This window comes from Streptomyces sp. UH6 (genome assembly GCF_013421635.1).
Lineage (GTDB): Bacteria > Actinomycetota > Actinomycetes > Streptomycetales > Streptomycetaceae > Streptomyces > Streptomyces abyssomicinicus.
The window spans coordinates 1-16,977 of record NZ_JACADT010000032.1 but is presented as its reverse complement, the minus strand read 5'-3'; the positions used below and the strand labels follow the sequence as shown (position 1 = coordinate 16,977).

The 16,977-nt window shown below is 71.4% G+C and carries 13 protein-coding genes; 5 read left to right on the top strand and 8 right to left on the bottom strand.

Features of this window, described 5'->3' with window-relative positions; all coding sequences use genetic code 11:
* The coding region (locus HW445_RS04475; RefSeq protein ID WP_180219723.1) for a CoA pyrophosphatase at window positions 1-641 on the top strand (641 nt) is incomplete at its 5' end.
* Window positions 642-724: 83 nt separating this feature from the next.
* A complete protein-coding gene (locus tag HW445_RS04470; RefSeq protein ID WP_180219724.1) occupies window positions 725-1,924 on the top strand; it encodes a MarP family serine protease in 1,200 nt (399 codons plus the stop codon).
* Between the two features lie 106 nt (window positions 1,925-2,030).
* On the opposite strand, the gene HW445_RS33270 is transcribed toward HW445_RS04470, so the two are convergent.
* The 6 genes from HW445_RS33270 to HW445_RS04445 all read right to left on the bottom strand — a co-directional run bounded on the left by HW445_RS33270 (window position 2,031) and on the right by HW445_RS04445 (window position 10,789).
* Window positions 2,031-2,210: a hypothetical protein gene (locus HW445_RS33270; RefSeq protein ID WP_257230840.1), complete on the bottom strand. Its 180-nt coding sequence runs from the start codon at window positions 2,208-2,210 to the stop codon at window positions 2,031-2,033.
* A 190-nt stretch (window positions 2,211-2,400) separates the two neighbouring features.
* A complete protein-coding gene (locus HW445_RS04465) occupies window positions 2,401-3,357 on the bottom strand; it encodes an alpha/beta fold hydrolase (protein WP_180219722.1) in 957 nt (318 codons plus the stop codon).
* Window positions 3,354-3,845, bottom strand: a complete 492-nt coding sequence (locus HW445_RS04460; protein ID WP_180219721.1) for a phage holin family protein — start codon at window positions 3,843-3,845, stop codon at window positions 3,354-3,356. The genes HW445_RS04465 and HW445_RS04460 overlap by 4 nt, the downstream gene beginning before the upstream one ends.
* Window positions 3,846-4,144: 299 nt before the next feature.
* Entirely contained in the window at window positions 4,145-5,566 is a 1,422-nt protein-coding gene (gene nhaA / locus HW445_RS04455) for a Na+/H+ antiporter NhaA (RefSeq protein ID WP_180219720.1), read from the bottom strand.
* Window positions 5,567-5,858: 292 nt separating this feature from the next.
* Window positions 5,859-7,859 carry an acetate--CoA ligase gene (acs, locus tag HW445_RS04450; protein WP_180219719.1) on the bottom strand — a complete coding sequence of 667 codons (2,001 nt, stop codon included), beginning with the start codon at window positions 7,857-7,859 and terminating at the stop codon, window positions 5,859-5,861.
* Window positions 7,860-8,353: 494 nt separating this feature from the next.
* A complete protein-coding gene (locus tag HW445_RS04445; RefSeq protein WP_180219718.1) occupies window positions 8,354-10,789 on the bottom strand; it encodes a bifunctional SulP family inorganic anion transporter/carbonic anhydrase in 2,436 nt (811 codons plus the stop codon).
* Between the two features lie 316 nt (window positions 10,790-11,105).
* Between HW445_RS04445 and HW445_RS04440 the strand changes: the two genes are divergently transcribed.
* Entirely contained in the window at window positions 11,106-12,356 is a 1,251-nt protein-coding gene (locus HW445_RS04440) for a hypothetical protein (RefSeq protein ID WP_180219717.1), read from the top strand.
* A 104-nt stretch (window positions 12,357-12,460) separates the two neighbouring features.
* Here HW445_RS04440 and HW445_RS04435 read toward each other — a convergent pair whose 3' ends face one another.
* Window positions 12,461-13,441: an ATP-binding protein gene (locus HW445_RS04435; RefSeq protein ID WP_180219716.1), complete on the bottom strand. Its 981-nt coding sequence runs from the start codon at window positions 13,439-13,441 to the stop codon at window positions 12,461-12,463.
* 175 nt (window positions 13,442-13,616) lie between these two features.
* On the opposite strand from HW445_RS04435, the gene HW445_RS04430 reads away from it, so the two are divergent.
* Window positions 13,617-14,441, top strand: coding sequence for a Fic family protein (locus HW445_RS04430; protein ID WP_180219715.1), 825 nt, complete (start codon window positions 13,617-13,619; stop codon window positions 14,439-14,441).
* Between the two features lie 461 nt (window positions 14,442-14,902).
* Here HW445_RS04430 and HW445_RS04425 read toward each other — a convergent pair whose 3' ends face one another.
* Window positions 14,903-15,736, bottom strand: a complete 834-nt coding sequence (locus tag HW445_RS04425; protein ID WP_180219714.1) for an HAD family phosphatase — start codon at window positions 15,734-15,736, stop codon at window positions 14,903-14,905.
* Between the two features lie 583 nt (window positions 15,737-16,319).
* On the opposite strand from HW445_RS04425, the gene ssd reads away from it, so the two are divergent.
* The coding region (gene ssd, locus HW445_RS04420; protein WP_374939603.1) for a septum site-determining protein Ssd at window positions 16,320-16,977 on the top strand (658 nt) is incomplete at its 3' end.

Sequence of the window (16,977 nt, the reverse complement as noted above, 5' to 3'; positions counted from 1 at the left end):
TGCCCACCTGGCTCGACCCGGTGGCCCGCGCCGCGGAGACGGTCGAGCCACGTCAGCTGAGCCGCTTCCTGCCCCCTGCGGACGGCGGTGGCCGCCAGTCCGCCGTGCTGGTCCTGTTCGGCGAGGGCGAGGAGGGGCCGGAGATCCTGCTGACCGAGCGGTCCGGTTCGCTGCGTTCGCACGCGGGCCAGCCGTCCTTCCCGGGCGGCTCCCTCGACCCGGAGGACGGCGACCCGCACACCGACGGCCCGCTGCGCGCCGCGCTGCGCGAGGCCGAGGAGGAGACGGGCCTCGACCCGGCAGGCGTCCAGCTCTTCGGCGCGCTGCCCAAGCTCTACATCCCGGTCAGCGGCTTCGTCGTCACCCCCGTCCTGGCGTGGTGGCGTGAGCCCAGCCCCGTCCGTGTGGTCGACCCGGCGGAGACGGCCCGGGTGTTCAGCGTCCCCGTCGCCGAACTCACCGACGCCGGGAACCGGGCCGTCGCGGTGCACCCCAGCGGCTACCGCGGCCCGGCCTTCCTGGTGCGGTCCGCCCTCGTCTGGGGATTCACCGCCGGGATCATCGACCGCCTGCTGCACTTCGCCGGCTGGGAGCTGCCCTGGGACCGCGCCCGCGAGGTGACCCTCGACCGGAGGTCATGACCGTGGCTCCGACGGGAAAGGGATGACGTGGTGCCCCGGCGAGCGTGGCGCGGCCGGAAGAGGACGAGGCGAGGCGTGAAGCGGTGAACGTGCTGGACATTCTTTTGCTGATCGCCGCCGCCTGGTTCGCGGTGGTCGGATACCGCCAGGGCTTCGTGGTGGGCATCCTGTCGGTGATCGGCTTCCTCGGTGGTGGCCTGATCGCCGTCTACCTGCTCCCGGTCATCTGGGACGCCCTCACCGAGAACTCCGAGGTCAGCACAGTCGCGGCGGTGGTCGCGGTGATCGTGGTGATCGTCTGCGCCTCCGTCGGCCAGGCGCTGACCACCCACTGGGGCGGCAAGCTGCGCCGCCGCATCACCTGGTCGCCCGCCCGCGCGCTCGACGCGACCGGCGGTGCGCTGGTCAACGTGGTGGCGATGCTGCTGGTGGCCTGGCTGATCGGCTCGGCACTGGCCGGCACGACACTGCCGACGGTCGGCAAGCAGGTCCGCTCCTCGCAGGTGCTCCACGGCGTCTCCCAGACCCTGCCCGAGCAGGCCGACACCTGGTTCGCCGACTTCTCCTCGGTGCTCGCCCAGAACGGCTTCCCGCAGGTCTTCAGCCCCTTCGCCAACGAGCCGATCCGCGAGGTCGACCCGCCGGACGCGGCGCTCGTCAACAGCGACGTGGCGGTGCGGGCCAAGCGGTCCATCGTCAAGGTCATGGGCACCGCGACCGGCTGCAGCAAGGTGCTGGAGGGCACCGGCTTCGTCTTCGCCGGGCAACGCGTGATGACCAACGCGCACGTGGTCGGCGGGGTGGACGAGCCGACCGTGCAGATCGGCGGCGAGGGCCGCCGCTACGACGCCACCGTGGTGCTCTACGACTGGCAGCGCGACATCGCCGTCCTCGACGTCCCCGGCCTGCCGGCCGACCCGCTGCGGTTCGCCGACGCGCAGGCGGAGAGCGGGGACGGCGCCATCGTCGCCGGCTTCCCGGAGAACGGCGGCTACGACGTGCGCGCGGCTCGTGTACGCGGCCAGATCCCGGCCAACGGGCCCGACATCTACCGCCGCTCCACCGTGCAGCGCGACGTCTACTCCCTCTACACGACGGTTCGCCAGGGCAACTCGGGCGGACCGCTCCTCACCACGCGGGGCGAGGTCGTCGGAGTCATCTTCGCCAAGTCGCTCGACGACCCCGACACCGGTTACGCGCTGACCGTGGACGAGATCCGCTCGGACATCGACCGGGGCCGCACCGCCACCCAGCAGGTCGACACCGACCAGTGCGCACTGTGACGACGGAGCCGCGCCGCAGGGTGGCGGCCGGTGAGGAAGATGAGCGCCCGGCGCGCGGAACCTCCCGTTCCGGGAGGTCGTGCGCCGGGCGGCGCCGATAAGGGGGTCAGGGGCGCTGCTGACGCAGGCGCACGGAGACCCAGCGGGCCCGGCGGCGCAGTATGCCGCCGATGCCCACACCGAGCTCGGTCGCCGGTGGATGCGGAGCGCCACGGCGGCGGCCGCCCGGCCCACCGGCCGAACGGCGTTCACGTGCTGCGTCACTGAAGTCGTACGTCCAGCCCATACCCCGACGTGTGCCCCTGGCCCAAGGTCGATAACCACGTCGAAGGTCCCCAATTGGCCTATGCGGCAGGCATGGGATGTTCGTAGGAAAGGCGTCCCGGTCCGGATAACGGTCACTCACCAGCTCGGACACCCTCCCGGCAGGGGGGCGCGCGAACGGCCCGTGCGCGCCGGAGTGCGCCTGTGAGCCCTCAGCGGTCCGGCTCGGGGTCCTTCAGCCAGTTCACCAGCTCCGCGGAGAAGGCCGCGGGGTCCTCCTCGTGCGGGAAGTGGCCCAGGCCGTCGAAGAGCCGCCACCGGTAGGGGGCCTCCACGTACTCCCCGGACCCCGCCGCGGTGCGGGTCCGCATCACCGGGTCCAGGGATCCGTGCAGGTGCAGCGTCGGCACCCGCACCGGGCGCCTCATCCGCCGGTTGAACTGAAGGCCGTCGGGACGCAGCAGGGACCGCACCATCCACCGGTACGGCTCGACCGCGCAGTGGGCCGTGGAGGGGATGCACATGGCCCGCCGGTACACCTCGACGGCCTCGTCGTCCGGTCCACCACCGGGCCCCGACCACTCGCGGATCAGGCGGCCGACCAGTTCCCCGTCGTCGGCCGTGAGCTGCCGCTCCGGGACCCAGGGCCGCTGGAACCCCCAGATGTGCGACCCGGCGGAGGTCTGCCGGAAGTCCGAGAGCATCGACGACCGCCACCGGCGCGGGTGGGACATGGAGGCGACCACCAGCCGGCGCACCAGCTTCGGCCGCATCGCCGCCGCCGTCCACGCCAGGTAGCCGCCCAGGTCGTGGCCGACCAGGGCGGCGTCCGGCTCGCCCAGCGAGCGGACGACGCCGGTGATGTCCAGCGCCAGGTTGGCGGGGTCGTAGCCACGGGGCGTCCGGTCGCTTCCGCCGACACCCCGCAGGTCCATCGCCACGGCCCGGAAGCCCGCGTCGGCCAGGGCGCCCATCTGGTGCCGCCAGGTCCACCAGAACTGGGGGAAGCCGTGCAGCAGCAGCACCAGCGGACCGTCGCCCAGCTCGGCGATGTGGAAGCGGGCACCGTTCGCGGCGACGTCGCGGTGGATCACCTTCCTGCCGTCGGGCAGTTCGTCGATCCGTACCGCCGAGGCGGGCTGGGCCGGGGGAGTGGCTGGGTCGGTCATGACGTCGAGCGTGCCACAGAGTCGAGCTGCTTCGCGTAGGGGTCGACGGGCACCACGGCCGGACGCGGGTGAGGCTTGGCGTTCTGCAGCACCTCCGCGGTCCGCTTCACCTCGGCGCTCACCTGCTGCGGGGCGCGGCTCTTCTTCGCCTTCTTCACGAACACCGTCCCGATCGCTGCCAGGAGCAGCGCGACGATCACGGAGACGCCGAAGGAGAGGAGGAAGCACCACGCCAGGTTCCATCCGGTCCAGGCGTGGAAACCGTAGGCCAGGGCGAAGCTGAGCATCGGCAGCGAGAACACCAGCAGGGCGAGCGCCGCGGTGAACAGGGCGGACCCCGTCGCGCCACGCTTGACGTCCTGCTTGAGCAGCGCCCTCGCGTACGCGATCTGGTCCTGGACCAGAGCGGACATCTCGGTCGACGCCGTGGCGAACAGCTGACCCATGCTGCGTTCGGAGCCGACCGGGTTGCCGTCGGGTGCGCTCATCGCGTACTCCCTTTCCTGCCGAGTTCTGTACCGTCCAGTCAGATCATGCCGGACCCGCACGAACCTTGCGCGCACCGGCCGGTAGTAGAGGTACCCCCGATCGCCCCGGGCGTACGTGGGGGCCGGGAGAAGACCTGAAGGAGAGTCATCGGAGAGCCGCTGCGGAGGCGCGCCGCGGGTGCCCACGCCCGCGTCCAGGTGCCCTCCACGCCCGCGCCCGAATGCCCCTCACTCCCGTGCCAGGTGGCCCTCACGCCCGCGTCGGAGACGGACACGTCCGGGACGGTGCGCGGCCGGTCCTACTCGCCGCGGTCGGCGGACGTGGCCTCGGCCCGCCGCCGGTGCTCGGCTGCCTTGCGCTCGAGGATCTCCGCCATCCGCAGGTGGTACTCCGGGTCGTCCTGGGTGTAGACGTCCGGGATCCCGTCCTGGTCCTCGTCCCGCTCCTCCGCCTCGGTCATCCGCCGGTACGTGGTGTTGCGCAGCTTCAGCAGCACCGCCGCCAGCAGCGTGGCGAGCAGCGAACCGACCAGCACCGCGGCCTTCACCTGCTCGCTGAGTGCGGGGTCGTCCTCGAACGCCAGCTCACCGATCAGCAGGGACACCGTGAAGCCGATGCCCGCCAGCGTCGCGAGCGCGAAGACGTCGGCCCAGGCGAGGTCGTCGCTGAGCGAGGCACGGGTGAAGCGGGCCGTCAGCCAGGTCCCGCCGAAGATGCCGAGCGTCTTGCCGACCACCAGGCCCAGCGTCACTCCCAGCGTCTCCGGCTGGGTGAACACCGCGGCCAGGTCCCCGCCGGCCACCGGCACACCCGCGGCGAGCAGAGCGAACAGCGGCACGGCCAGACCCGCCGAGAGCGGCCGGACCTGGTGCTCGATGCGCTCGCCCGGCGACTCGTCCTCGCCCTCACGACGGGTGCAGCGCAGCATCAGACCCATCGCGACGCCGGCGATCGTCGCGTGGACGCCGCTGTTGTACATCAGCGCCCAGATCACCAGCCCCAGCGGAACGTAGACCCACCAGCCGCGCACGCCCTTGCGCAGCAGCAGCCAGAAGACGACCAGACCCGCCACCGCGCCGCCGAGCGCGGCGAAGTTCAGGTGGTGGGTGAAGAAGATCGCGATGATCACGATGGCCAGCAGGTCGTCCACCACCGCGAGCGTCAGCAGGAAGGCCCGCAGCGCCGAGGGCAGCGAGGTGCCGATCACCGCGAGGACGGCCAGCGCGAAGGCGATGTCGGTGGCGGTCGGTACGGCCCAGCCGGCCAGGGAACCGCCGCCCGCCCCGTTGACCGAGAGATAGACCAGCGCGGGCGCGACCATGCCGCACACGGCGGCGATCACCGGCAGCGCCGCCGCCCGCGGATCCTTCAGGTCGCCCGCCACCAGCTCGCGCTTGAGCTCGATGCCGGCCACGAAGAAGAAGATCGCCAGCAGGCCTTCCGACGCCCAGTGCTCGATCGACAGGTCGAGACCGAGGGCGGACGGACCGAGGTGGATGTCACTGAAGGTCTCGTAGCTGTCGCCGAGGCCAGGGAGATTCGCCCAGAGCAGCGCGGCGATCGCGGCGAACAGGAGGAGCACACCGCCGACCGTCTCGGTGCGCAGGGCGTCCGCCAGGAAGCCGCGCTCCCGCAGGGAGACGCGACGGAATGCCTGGGGGGGCCGGGTGTCCTCGGCCTCGGTGATCGTCAGCTCGGGGTCGTGCTCGGGCTTCGCCATGACGGCGCCCTCCGGGGTGGTCGGGGCATGCGCGTACACATGCCGACCAGACTTCCCGGCGCACCTGAGGTCTCCCTGGGTCACCACGCGGAGGGCGCGGAAACGGAAGACACGATGATGAGCCTACCCAATGTGCTCGGGGAACGGCAGAGCGGGCCGAACGCCCCCTGACGTCCCGGTACTGGCGCCGGCCCCGTTCGGTTCCGGTTCCGTGCCTCGGGCTCAGGGGAGGTCCGACCCGCTCGAAGCTGATCAGCTGATCAGCCGATCGGTCCGCCGTCCGGCGTGCCGGTCACTCGGTGTCGCTCTGCGCGGACGGCAGCTTGGCCTGGATCAGATCCATGACCCCGGCGTCGGTGAGGGTGGTGACGTCACCGAGAGCACGGTTCTCCGCCACGTCCCGCAGCAGGCGCCGCATGATCTTGCCGGAGCGGGTCTTGGGCAGCTCCGCCACCGGCAGTATCCGCTTGGGCTTGGCGATCGGGCCGAGCGTGGTGCCCACATGGGCCCGCAGCTCGTCGACCAGGTTCTCGTCCTCGGAGGCGCTGCCGCGCAGGATGACGAACGCGACGATGGCCTGACCGGTCGTCTCGTCCGCCGCGCCGACCACGGCGGCCTCGGCGACGCTCGGGTGCGAGACCAGCGCCGACTCGACCTCGGTGGTCGAGATGTTGTGGCCGGACACCAGCATCACGTCGTCCACCCGGCCGAGCAGCCAGATGTCGCCGTCGTCGTCCTTCTTGGCGCCGTCGCCGGCGAAGTACTTGCCCTGGAAGCGGGACCAGTAGGTGTCGATGAACCGCTGGTCGTCGCCCCAGATGGTGCGCAGCATCGACGGCCACGGCTCGGTGAGGACCAGGTAGCCACCGCCGCCGTTCGGCACCTCGTTGCCCTCGTCGTCCACCACGGTGGCGGCGATGCCGGGCAGCGGCACCTGCGCGGAGCCCGGCTTGGTCTCCGTCACACCCGGAAGCGGCGAGATCATGATCGCGCCGGTCTCCGTCTGCCACCAGGTGTCCACGACCGGCCTGGAGCCCGCGCCGATGCGGTCGCGGTACCAGATCCACGCCTCGGGGTTGATCGGCTCGCCGACCGACCCGAGCACCCGGAGCGAGCTCAGGTCGAACTTGGCCGGGATGTCGTCGCCCCACTTCATGAACATCCGGATGACGGTGGGCGCCGTGTAGAGAATGGTCACGCCGTACTTCTGGACGATCTCCCAGAAGCGGCCCTGGTGCGGGGTGTCCGGGGTTCCTTCGTACATGACCTGGGTCGCGCCGTTGGCCAGCGGGCCGTAGACGATGTACGAGTGCCCGGTGACCCAGCCGACGTCGGCGGTGCACCAGTAGACGTCGGTCTCCGGCTTGAGGTCGAAGACGGCGTGGTGCGTGTACGCGACCTGGGTGAGGTAGCCGCCGGAGGTGTGCAGGATGCCCTTCGGCTTACCCGTGGTGCCCGAGGTGTACAGGATGAAGAGGGGCTGCTCGGCCTCGAACGCCTCCGGGGTGTGCTCGGCCGACTGGCGCTCGGTGATCTCGTGCCACCAGACGTCCCGGCCGTCGGTCCACTCGACCTCCTGGGCCGTACGGCGGACCACGAGCACGTGCTCCACGCCGTCGACCTTGGTGAGCGCCTCGTCCACGGCAGGCTTGAGCGCGGACGGCTTGCCGCGGCGCCAGCCGCCGTCGGCGGTGATGACCACCTTGGCGTCGGCGTCCTTGATGCGGGTGGCCAGCGCGTCGGCGGAGAAGCCGCCGAAGACCACGGAGTGCGCGGCGCCGATGCGGGCGCAGGCCAGCATCGCGACGGCCGTCTCCGGGATCATCGGCATGTAGACGGCGACCCGGTCGCCCTGGCGGACACCCAGTTCCAGAAGCGCGTTGGCGGCGCGGGACACCTCGTCCTTGAGCTCGGCGTAGGTGATGGCGCGGGTGTCGCCGGGCTCGCCCTCGAAGTGGATGGCCACCCGGTCGCCGTTGCCGGCCTCCACATGACGGTCCACGCAGTTGTGGGCGACGTTGAGCCTGCCGTCCTGGAACCACTTGGCGAACGGCGGGTTCGACCAGTCGAGCGTCTCGTTCGGCTCGGTGTCCCAGGTCAGGCGGCGGGCCTGCTCGGCCCAGAAACCGAGCCTGTCAGCCTTGGCCTGCTCATACGCCTCCGCCGTCACGTTGGCCGCGGCGGCCAGGTCGGCGGGGGGTGCGAACCTGCGTTCCTCTTTGAGCAGGTTGGCCAGGCTTTCGTTGCTCACGACATCTCCCTTTCGAAGGGTGTCCGCTGTGTCCCAAGCCACAGCTCATCAGACCGGAGGGAGTGCTGACAAGGGTCGCCAGGAAATTGGTGTAGACCTGTGCGGGTTCTTCTGTGGCTGCGACCTCGGGATTCGCGGATGGCTTGCGCGGATCGGTCATCCGTTGTCACGTACGGCCGGGCGGAGGAGTTCAGTGCTGTTCGACGCCCGAAGGACGTGAGGCACCGGTCGACCGGTGGCCGGCGGCCGCGGGCCCACCCGCGTCGCGCAGTACGCACTACCCCCGGGCGGGAATGTCTACCCCCGGGGCACGGCGTGGCGTGAGCACCGTTCTGCGGGAGCCGGCGGGTCGTGGGTGCGGGGTGTGGTGGCGGTGACGGGTGGCCGGGGCGGCGGCGGGCGGACTGACGGGTGGTGGAGTCTGCGGAGTGGCGGAGCCTGCCGGGCGCGCGGTCCCTGCCGGGAGCCGCGCACCCGGACAAGGTGCGCGACGGGTGTCGGACGGTTACCGGACGGCGGTGCGGGAGACGCGTCGGTCAGCTCGCACCGGTCAGGTCCGCCTCCGTCTCTCGGACGTGTGCGAAGACGGGCGTCTCCGGGGCTTCGGTGAGGAGGTAGGCCTGCGCCTCGCCGACATGGAAGTACATGCCGGTCAGCTCCAGCCGGCCCTGCTCGACGGCTCGGGCGACGGACTCGTGGGCCATGAGGTGCTCGAGTTGCTGGGCGACGTTGGTGAGGCAGAGGAGCTCCACCGCGTCTGCGGGCTCCCGTGAGGCCAGTCGGGCCGGTCGGTGGGAGCCGGAGGTCATGCGGCGCAGGCTCGGCAGACCGTGGCGGAGCCAGCGCTGGAGCGGCGTCCCGTCACTGCCGGGCTCCGAGTCGATCAGCGCCTGCATGGCGCCACAGCCCGAGTGGCCGCAGACCGTGATGGAACGGACCCGCAGGACGTCCACCGCGTACTCGATGGCGGCGGCCACCGAATCGTCGCCGGGATCCTCACCGGGTGGCGGTACCAGGTTGCCCACGTTGCGGACGACGAAGAGGTCACCGGGGCGACTGCTCGTGATCATCGAGGTCACCAGCCTGGAGTCGGCACAGGTGAGGAACAGCTGCGCGGGTCGCTGTCCCTCCCGGGCCAGCCGCGCGAGCCTTCTGCGGACCAGGGGCGCGGTGTCCCGCTGGAAGGCACTGATGCCGCGCACCAGCTCATGGTCGCTGGGGGGCGGCTCAGGAGCGTCGCCGGTCTCGCGGACGCCACCGGCGCCGGATCCGTGACCGGCCTCGTGGGCCTCGTGGGCCTCACGGGCCGCGTGGACGGCGCTCGGGGCCTTGTGGGAAGTGGAGGGGCTTCCGGCCGGGTCGGCACCCGGAGCGGGGGTGTCGTCGATGGCGGCGGTGCCGGCCGGGGCGGACTTGGCCGGGGTGGCGTCGGTCGTCGCCAGACCGGCGCGCAGCCCGGTGAGGCGGACGGAACCGCCGTGCGCCACATGGGTGTTGCGCCAGTCCTCCAGCGACTCGTACGCGGCATGGTCGACGAAGGAGCCGTGCAGCTCCACGACGGCGTCGGCGCCTTCCGGGACCAGGTGGAGGGCCCGGCTGAGCCGGGGCACGGCGAGGAAGGTGAGCTGTCCGCGGACGTGGACGTGGTGGACGCCGCCGCTCACCTCGTGGGTGATCCGGGTGTGGGTGAGCCGGTGAAGCGCGACCGCGACCGCGGCGGCCACGCCGACGCCCACGCCTTCCAGGACTCCGAGGAAGGTGACCGCGACGGCCGTGACCGCGTAGACCAGCGCCTCGCGGTGGCGGTTGACCGTGCGGATGTGGTGGAGGGAGACCATCTGGATGCCGATCGCCATCACCAGCGCCGCGAGCGCGGCGAGCGGGATCAGCTCCAGCGCCGGCACCAGCAGCAACGCCGCGGCGGCGATCCACAGGCTGTGCAGCATGGCCGAGTTGCGGCTGACGGCGCCGGAGCGGGCGTTGGCCGAGCTGCGTACCGCCACGCCGGTGACGGGGAGTCCGCCGAGCGTTCCGGAGGCCATGTTGGCGAAGCCCTGGCCGCGCAGTTCCCGGTCGAGGTCGGCCCGGGGCACCGGCGCCCCGCCCCGGGTGGCGGCGATCTTGTCCACGGCCACCGCGGAGAGCAGGGTTTCCACCCCGCCGACCAGGGTGATGGTGAGCACCGCCGCGGCCAGTGGCAGCGCGGGACCCTCGGGGAAGCCTGCCAGGGCGTGGTTGGACCAGGAGGGCAGGTCGACCCGGGGCAGGCGCAGCCCCATGGCCAGCGCGACGGCGGTGGCGGTCAGCATGGCGGCGAGGGCCGCGGGGACGAAGCGCAGGATCCGCCCCGCCCGGCCGGGGACCCGGGACCAGCCTAGGAGCACCACCAGGGTGAGGGCACTGACCGCGAGGGCGCCCGGGTGCAGGTCCGCGAGCTGGGCGGGCAGCGCGCGGAGGTTGTCGAGGACCGAACTCTGCGGTGTGCCCCCGAGGACGATGTGGAGCTGGGCCACGGCGATGGTGACGCCGATGCCGGCCAGCATGCCGTGCACGATGGCGGGGCTGACGGCCAGGGCGGTGCGGGCGACCCGGAGCCAGCCGAGGGCCACTTGGGTCACACCGGCGAGGATGGTGACGGCGCAGGTGGTGCGCCATCCGTACTGCTGGATCAGGTCAGCGGTGACCACGGTCAGGCCCGCGGTGGGCCCGCTGACGGTGAGCGGGGCGCCGCCGAGGCGTCCGGCGACGAGACTGCCCACGGCGGCGGCGACCAGCCCGGCCTGGAGCGGCGCCCCGGTGGCCAGAGCGATGCCCAGGGAGAGGGGCAGCGAGATCAGGAACACCGTGACCGAGGCGGAGAGGTCGGCGGGGGCGATCCGGAATCGGCGGGGTCGCCCGGGCGGTGGACTGTGGGGGCGGTGGATGCGCCCGGCCTTGTGGGCCTCGGCGCGGTGGGGGGGACAGGCAGACATGTTTCCCGTTTCTCCTCCGGGACGGCGCGGTCGCGCGAACGATCGACACGACCGCGGGAACGGTGCCGCGCGATCACGGCGTACGCCAACACTCAGTAAATGGACAGTAATGCTGGGTAAAGGGATCGTACGGAGAAAACGGGCAAATGGACCGATAAGTCATCCCAATGAGTGAAGCAATCTTTTCATCGGCTTGTCATACAAATCCCTTCGCGGTGACGTGGGAGCTTGGCGGCCCCGCCGGGCTCCCGGCGGTCCACCGGGGAGCGCCTCAGTAGGCGTTCGGTCTGAGCGAAGGAAGAAGGTGGGGCGGGAGATGACCGCCAACCGGAGAGGCATCGCCGTGATCGCGGTGGCGGCGGCCTGCGCCGCCACGCTCGCGGGGTGTGGAGGGGCGGCCGGTGGCGCGGCGGGTGCCCAGGGGCAGGCCGGCGCCGAGAAGTCCGAGCCGAGGAGTGCTCCGCGGGCCGTCCGGCTCATCGGGGACGGGTCCACCGCCTACACGGGCGCCCAGCCCCATCTGCTCAAGCCCGAACGGCTTCGGCCCGGGCAGCGCCCGCCGCAGTTCGTCGTCTTCTCGTGGGACGGCGCGGGTGAGGACGGGCAGCGACTGTTCTCCCACTTCCGCAAGGTGGCGGGCGCGAACAACGCGACCATGACCTACTTCCTCAGCGGCGTGTACATGCTGCCCGAGGAGAAACGTTTCCTTTATCAGCCCCCGGGACGCTCCTCCGGCAGTTCGGACATCGGCTTCAACGACGTCGAGGGGGTGGCCGCGACTGTCGAGCAGCTGCGCCAGGCGTGGCTGGAGGGCAACGAGATCGGGACCCACTTCAACGGCCACTTCTGCGGGAGCGGCGGTGTCGGCGACTGGTCGGTCGAGCAGTGGAAGAGCGAGATCGCCCAGGCCAAGGGCTTCGTCAAGACCTGGAAGAGCAACACCGGCCTCAAGGACGGGCAGCCGCTGCCGTTCGACTACGACAAGGAACTGGTGGGCGGTCGCACTCCGTGCCTGGAAGGGCAGGAGAACTTCCGTGCGGCAGCCCGTGAACTGGGCTTCCGCTACGACACCAGCGGGGTCCGGGAACAGGTGTGGCCGGAGCGCAAGGAGGGTCTGTGGGACCTGTCGATGCACATGGTCCCGGTGCCCGGCCGCGCCTTCGAGACGATCTCCATGGACTACAACTTCATGGTCAACCAGTCCGGGACCAGCACCCAGGGTGACCCCGCCATGTACGCCCAGTGGGGCGACCAGATGCGGGACGGCCTGTTGGCCGGCTTCCGCCGCTCCTACGAGGGCAACCGGGCGCCGCTGATCATCGGTAACCACTTCGAGTCCTGGAACGGCGGCGTGTACATGCGGGCCGTCGAGGAGGTCGTCACGCAGGTGTGCACCCAGCCCGAGGTGCGCTGCGTCTCCTTCCGGCAACTGGCCGACTGGCTGGACGCCCAGGACCAGGGGACGCTCGACAGGCTCCAGACCCTCGGGGTCGGCCAGGCGCCCAGGGAAGGCTGGCAGAGCTTCCTGGCCCCCGCCACGGATGCCACGGGACGGGCGGTCGGCTGACCTCCGCCCCGACCCCAGTGGCGACGCACCGGCGCGGGGCGGCCGGCGTCGATGACCGTTCCCGTACCCCGTGCCGCGCCCCGCGCCGCTCCCCGAGCGAAGGTTCAGGCCGGTTCGGCCACCCGCTCGCCCAGCACGAAGCCGGGATCCACCTGCCGTGCCAGGTCGGTCCCGGTCCGGGCGTTTCCCCACGACTCCGCGTTCCGTAGATGGAAGTGCACCATCTGACGCGTGTACCGCTCCCAGTCCCGCGCCTCGTACCGCGCGTCGGCGGCGGTCCGCAGCGTCTCCAGGGCCGCGCGGTTCTCCGTCTCCAGCCGGTCGAAACGCGGTGGCCGGCCCTTCTCCATGGCGCGGACCCAGTCCGAGTGGCCGACCGTCACCAGCAGGTCGTCCCCCACCTGTGCCCGCAGGAACTCCAGATCGTCCAGGCCCTGCACCTTGTTGCCGACGACCTTCAGGGCGACCCCGAAGTCCCGGGCGTACTCCTTGTACTGGCGGTAGACCGAGACACCCTTGCGGGTGGGCTCGGCGACCAGGAAGGTCATGTCGAAGCGGGTGAACATTCCGGAGGCGAAGGAGTCCGAGCCGGCGGTCATGTCCACCACCACGTACTCGTCGCGCCCGTCGACCATGTGATTGAGGCACATCTCCACCGCTCCGGTCTTGGAGTGGTAGCAGGACACGCCCAGATCGGCCTCCGTGAACGGCCCGGTGACCATCAGGTTGACGGCGCCGGCATCGAGTTCGACCGGACGGGCGCAGGCCGCGTAGACCGGATTCTCCTCCCGCACGCGCAGCAGCCGGGAACCCGCACCGGGCGGCGTGGTCTTGATCATCGACTCGGCCGAGGCGATGCGGGGGTTCTCCCCCCGCAGGTAGTCCTTGATGAGAGTCAGCTGCGCCCCCATCGCGGGCAGGGCGGCGGCCTCCGCGTCGTCCAGGCCGAGCGTTGCGCCCAGATGCTGGTTGATGTCGGCGTCCACGGCGATGACCGGCGCCCCGGACGCGGCGAGGTGCCGGACGAACAGCGAGGACAGGGTCGTCTTGCCGCTGCCGCCCTTGCCGACGAAAGCAATTTTCATGTTCACCTAGCGTAGTGCGTCGCACGCGCGGCGTGGTCGATCCCGGGGTGATGACCACTCCATCGTGGGTGTGGTCGCGAGGGGTGCGGTCAAGAGCGCTCCGCCGGGCCACTTGCCCTGGTGGACGCCGGGCCGGGCGATGTGCGGCCGCGCGTGGGCGCGTAATGTCGTACTCATGAGTACGACTGGCGCGTCCGCCGACCCGCTCGCGGCCTTGGGTTCGCTTCCCGGTGTGGCCGACTCCGTGGAGTCCGTCCGCACGTACGTCGACCGGGTGTACGGCCACCGCATCATGCGCCGCCGCAGCAACGAGATCACGGGTGAGGCGGCTCTCCGTGGAGCGCGCGGTTCGGCCGCGCTCGCCGGCGCGGACTGGGCGCTGGAGGAGGTCCGACGCCGGACCGACTTCAGTGGCGACGACGAGGCCCGTGTGGTGGGCGCCGCGCTGCGGCTCACCGCCGAGGCGGGTCAGCTGCTCTCCATCTGGCGGCAGTCTCCCCTGCGGGTCCTGGCCCGCCTCCACCTGGTGGCCGCCGCGGGGCACGGCGAGGACGTCGGGCGCCCCCGGCTGGCGGGCGAGGCCGTCGAGGAGCCTCTCGTCGAGCTGCCGCTGCCCGAGGCGGACGAGGTCGCCGGACGGCTCGACGGCCTGTCCCGGCTCATCATCGACGGCGGTGCGGCGCCGGCCCTGGTCAAGGCGGCCGTGGTGCACGGCGAGATCCTGGCCCTGCGTCCTTTCCGCTCGCACAACGGGCTGGTGGCGCGGGCGGCCGAGCGCATCGTGCTGGTCGGCAGCGGACTGGACCCGAAGTCCATCTGCCCCGCCGAAGTGGGGCACGCGGAACTCGGACGGGCCGCGTACCGAGCGGCGCTGGACGGCTATGTCTCCGGCACCCCGGAGGGCATGGCGGCCTGGATCGGACACTGCGGCAAGGCCGTCGAACTGGGGGCCCGGGAGTCGACCGCGGTCTGTGAGGCGCTCCAGCGCGGCGCTGCCTGACGGGGTCGAAGGGCGCCGGCGGCGGACAGTCCGGAACAGGGTCGCGGCGGCACGAATCCTCGTGCCGCCGCTCGCATGTGCCGCCGGGTTACCAAGCGTCCTCGAGAGTTGCCGATCAGGCCGGGAACTTTCTCCCTTGGCCTGGTGCGGCTGGCCCGTAATCGACGGGTCGACGTCGCGTGGGTGCCCGGTGTGCATGCTCCGGTCCGTGGGGCCATCACGTTGCGAAGGTCATCCCGTCGGATGTCCTTGGTCTCGCGGGCCGTTAAGTCCTTTGTACTCCTGTTCCATGGGCAATGTGAACCCCTGGCCCGAATTGTTTGATTTTGCGTTCAAGCAGTGCGGGCCGCCTCCGGGAAGCGGTCGCGACGAGGCCGGCTGACCGCCGGTCATGACGCGCGAGGTCGCCGGGGGTTGGCGGCGGCGCCAGGCTTCCACGCCCGCCGCCCGCCACTCTCCGTTCAGGCGAGGGCCGAACGCCGGCGGCTCGCGGCGTACCAGACCAGTGCCGCTGCCGCCGCCGCGCCCACGGTGGCCGCAGCGACCAGCACGGGCCGGGAGGGCGTGGAGAAGGTGGGGAGCCGTTGCTTCAGACGTACCGGCCGGTGGAAATCGAGGATCGGCCAGCCCCGGGCCAGCGCCTCACGGCGCAGCGTCCGGTCCGGATTGACCGCGTGCGGGTGGCCCACCGTCTCGAGCATGGGCAGGTCCGTCGCGGAATCGCTGTAGGCGTAGCAGCGGCCGAGGTCGTAGCCCTCGGACTCGGCCAGTTCGCGAATGGCCTGGGCCTTCGTCGGGCCGTACGCGTAGTACTCGACCTCGCCGGTGAAGCGACCGTCCTCGCCGACCACCATCCGCGTGGCCACCACGCGGTCGGCGCCCAGCATCTCGCCGATCGGCTCGACCATCACCGACCCGGAGGTGGAGACGATCACCACGTCCCGGCCGGCCAGGTGGTGCTTCTCGATGAGGGAGGCGGCCTCGTCGTAGATGATCGGGTCGATGAGGTCGTGCAGGGTCTCGGCGATGATGTCCCTGACCTGCTGGACGTCCCAGCCACGACACATGGCGGAGAGGTACCTCCGCATGCGCTCCATCTGTTCGTGGTCGGCGCCGCCGGCGAGGAAGACGAACTGGGTGTACGCCGTGCGCAGAGCGGCACGGCGATTGATCAGTCCGCCTTGGTAGAAGGACCTGCCGAAGGTGAGCGTGCTCGACTTCGCAATGACCGTCTTGTCCAGGTCGAAGAAGGCCGCGGTGCGGGGCAAGGAGTGGTTTTCCACAAGGGCGAGCATAGGGGGCAGCCATTCGGCGTAAGGTGTGGCGCGTGGGTTTGCCTGAGAAGCCTCTCGGGTACACCATGGAAGTCACGGATCGTTCGCGACCGTGCTAACCCGGTTCGGCTCCTCCCCCCCCGAGTCGGACCGTGGATGACGACCCCCGCTCTCCCCCCCGGCGGGGGTCGTCGCATGTCCGGGTGGGTTTCGGCCTCCCGGGCAAGGCGGCCGGGTTCCCTTTCGAAGGGTTCCCGGCCGCTTTTTCATGCCTCGGCGATCGCTACTGAGCGTCACCGTCGAGGTGCGCAGCGAGACGTCCCACGCCTCTGGCGGTCCGGTGGAGGGCCGAGCCCTCGCGCGTCACTCGTCGCTCGCTCGTCGGGGTGAACGCGATATCCACATTCGCTGAGTTGTCCCCGGATTTCCACCAAGATCCACATCTTTTTCCGCGCTGCCCCACCGTGATTCCGACGCCTTCGGAACACGGTCCGCCGCCCTTGCACCACGCGCCGTTTTCCCCCGCGTCGCCCATCACGGACACGACACGAAACGGCCCGGGGAGGCAGCGCCTCCTCGTGCGGGCAGGCAGGAGACAGCAGCCATGACCGGATCCACCTCCGCGGCACCGGCACCGGGCGCGGGAAGCGCTGCGGGCGCACCGCTCATCGTCACCGAGGACCCGTTGCTCCTCGACGACCTGTTGCGGCTCTGCGCCGCGGCCGGGGCCACACCCGAAGTGCATCCGGGGCCACCCGGCAGGCGCTCCGCCTGGGAGGCCGCGCCCCTCGTCCTGATCGGTGACGATGCCGCACGGCGGGTGCGCGGTGCGCCCCGCAGACCCGGCGTCGTCCTCGTCGGCCGGGACCAGGACGACCCCGGGGTGTGGCGCCATGCCGTGGAGATCGGGGCCGACCACGTTCTGGTGCTCCCCGACGGCGAGCAGTGGCTCACCGACCGGATCGCCGATGTCGTGGAGGGCGTCGGCCGCCCCGCCCTGACGGTCGGCGTCATCGGTGGGCGCGGCGGCGCCGGAGCCTCCACCTTGGCCTGTGCCCTCGCGGTCACGTCGGCCCGCTGCGGGGTGCGCACGCTGCTGGTGGACGCCGACCCGCTCGGCGGCGGGCTGGACGTGCTGCTGGGCGGCGAGACCACCGAGGGCCTGCGCTGGCCCGCCTTCGCCTCCTCGCGGGGGCGGCTGGGCGGCGGCGCCCTGGAGGAGTCGCTGCCCAGCCTTCATTCCCTGCGGGTGCTGAGCTGGG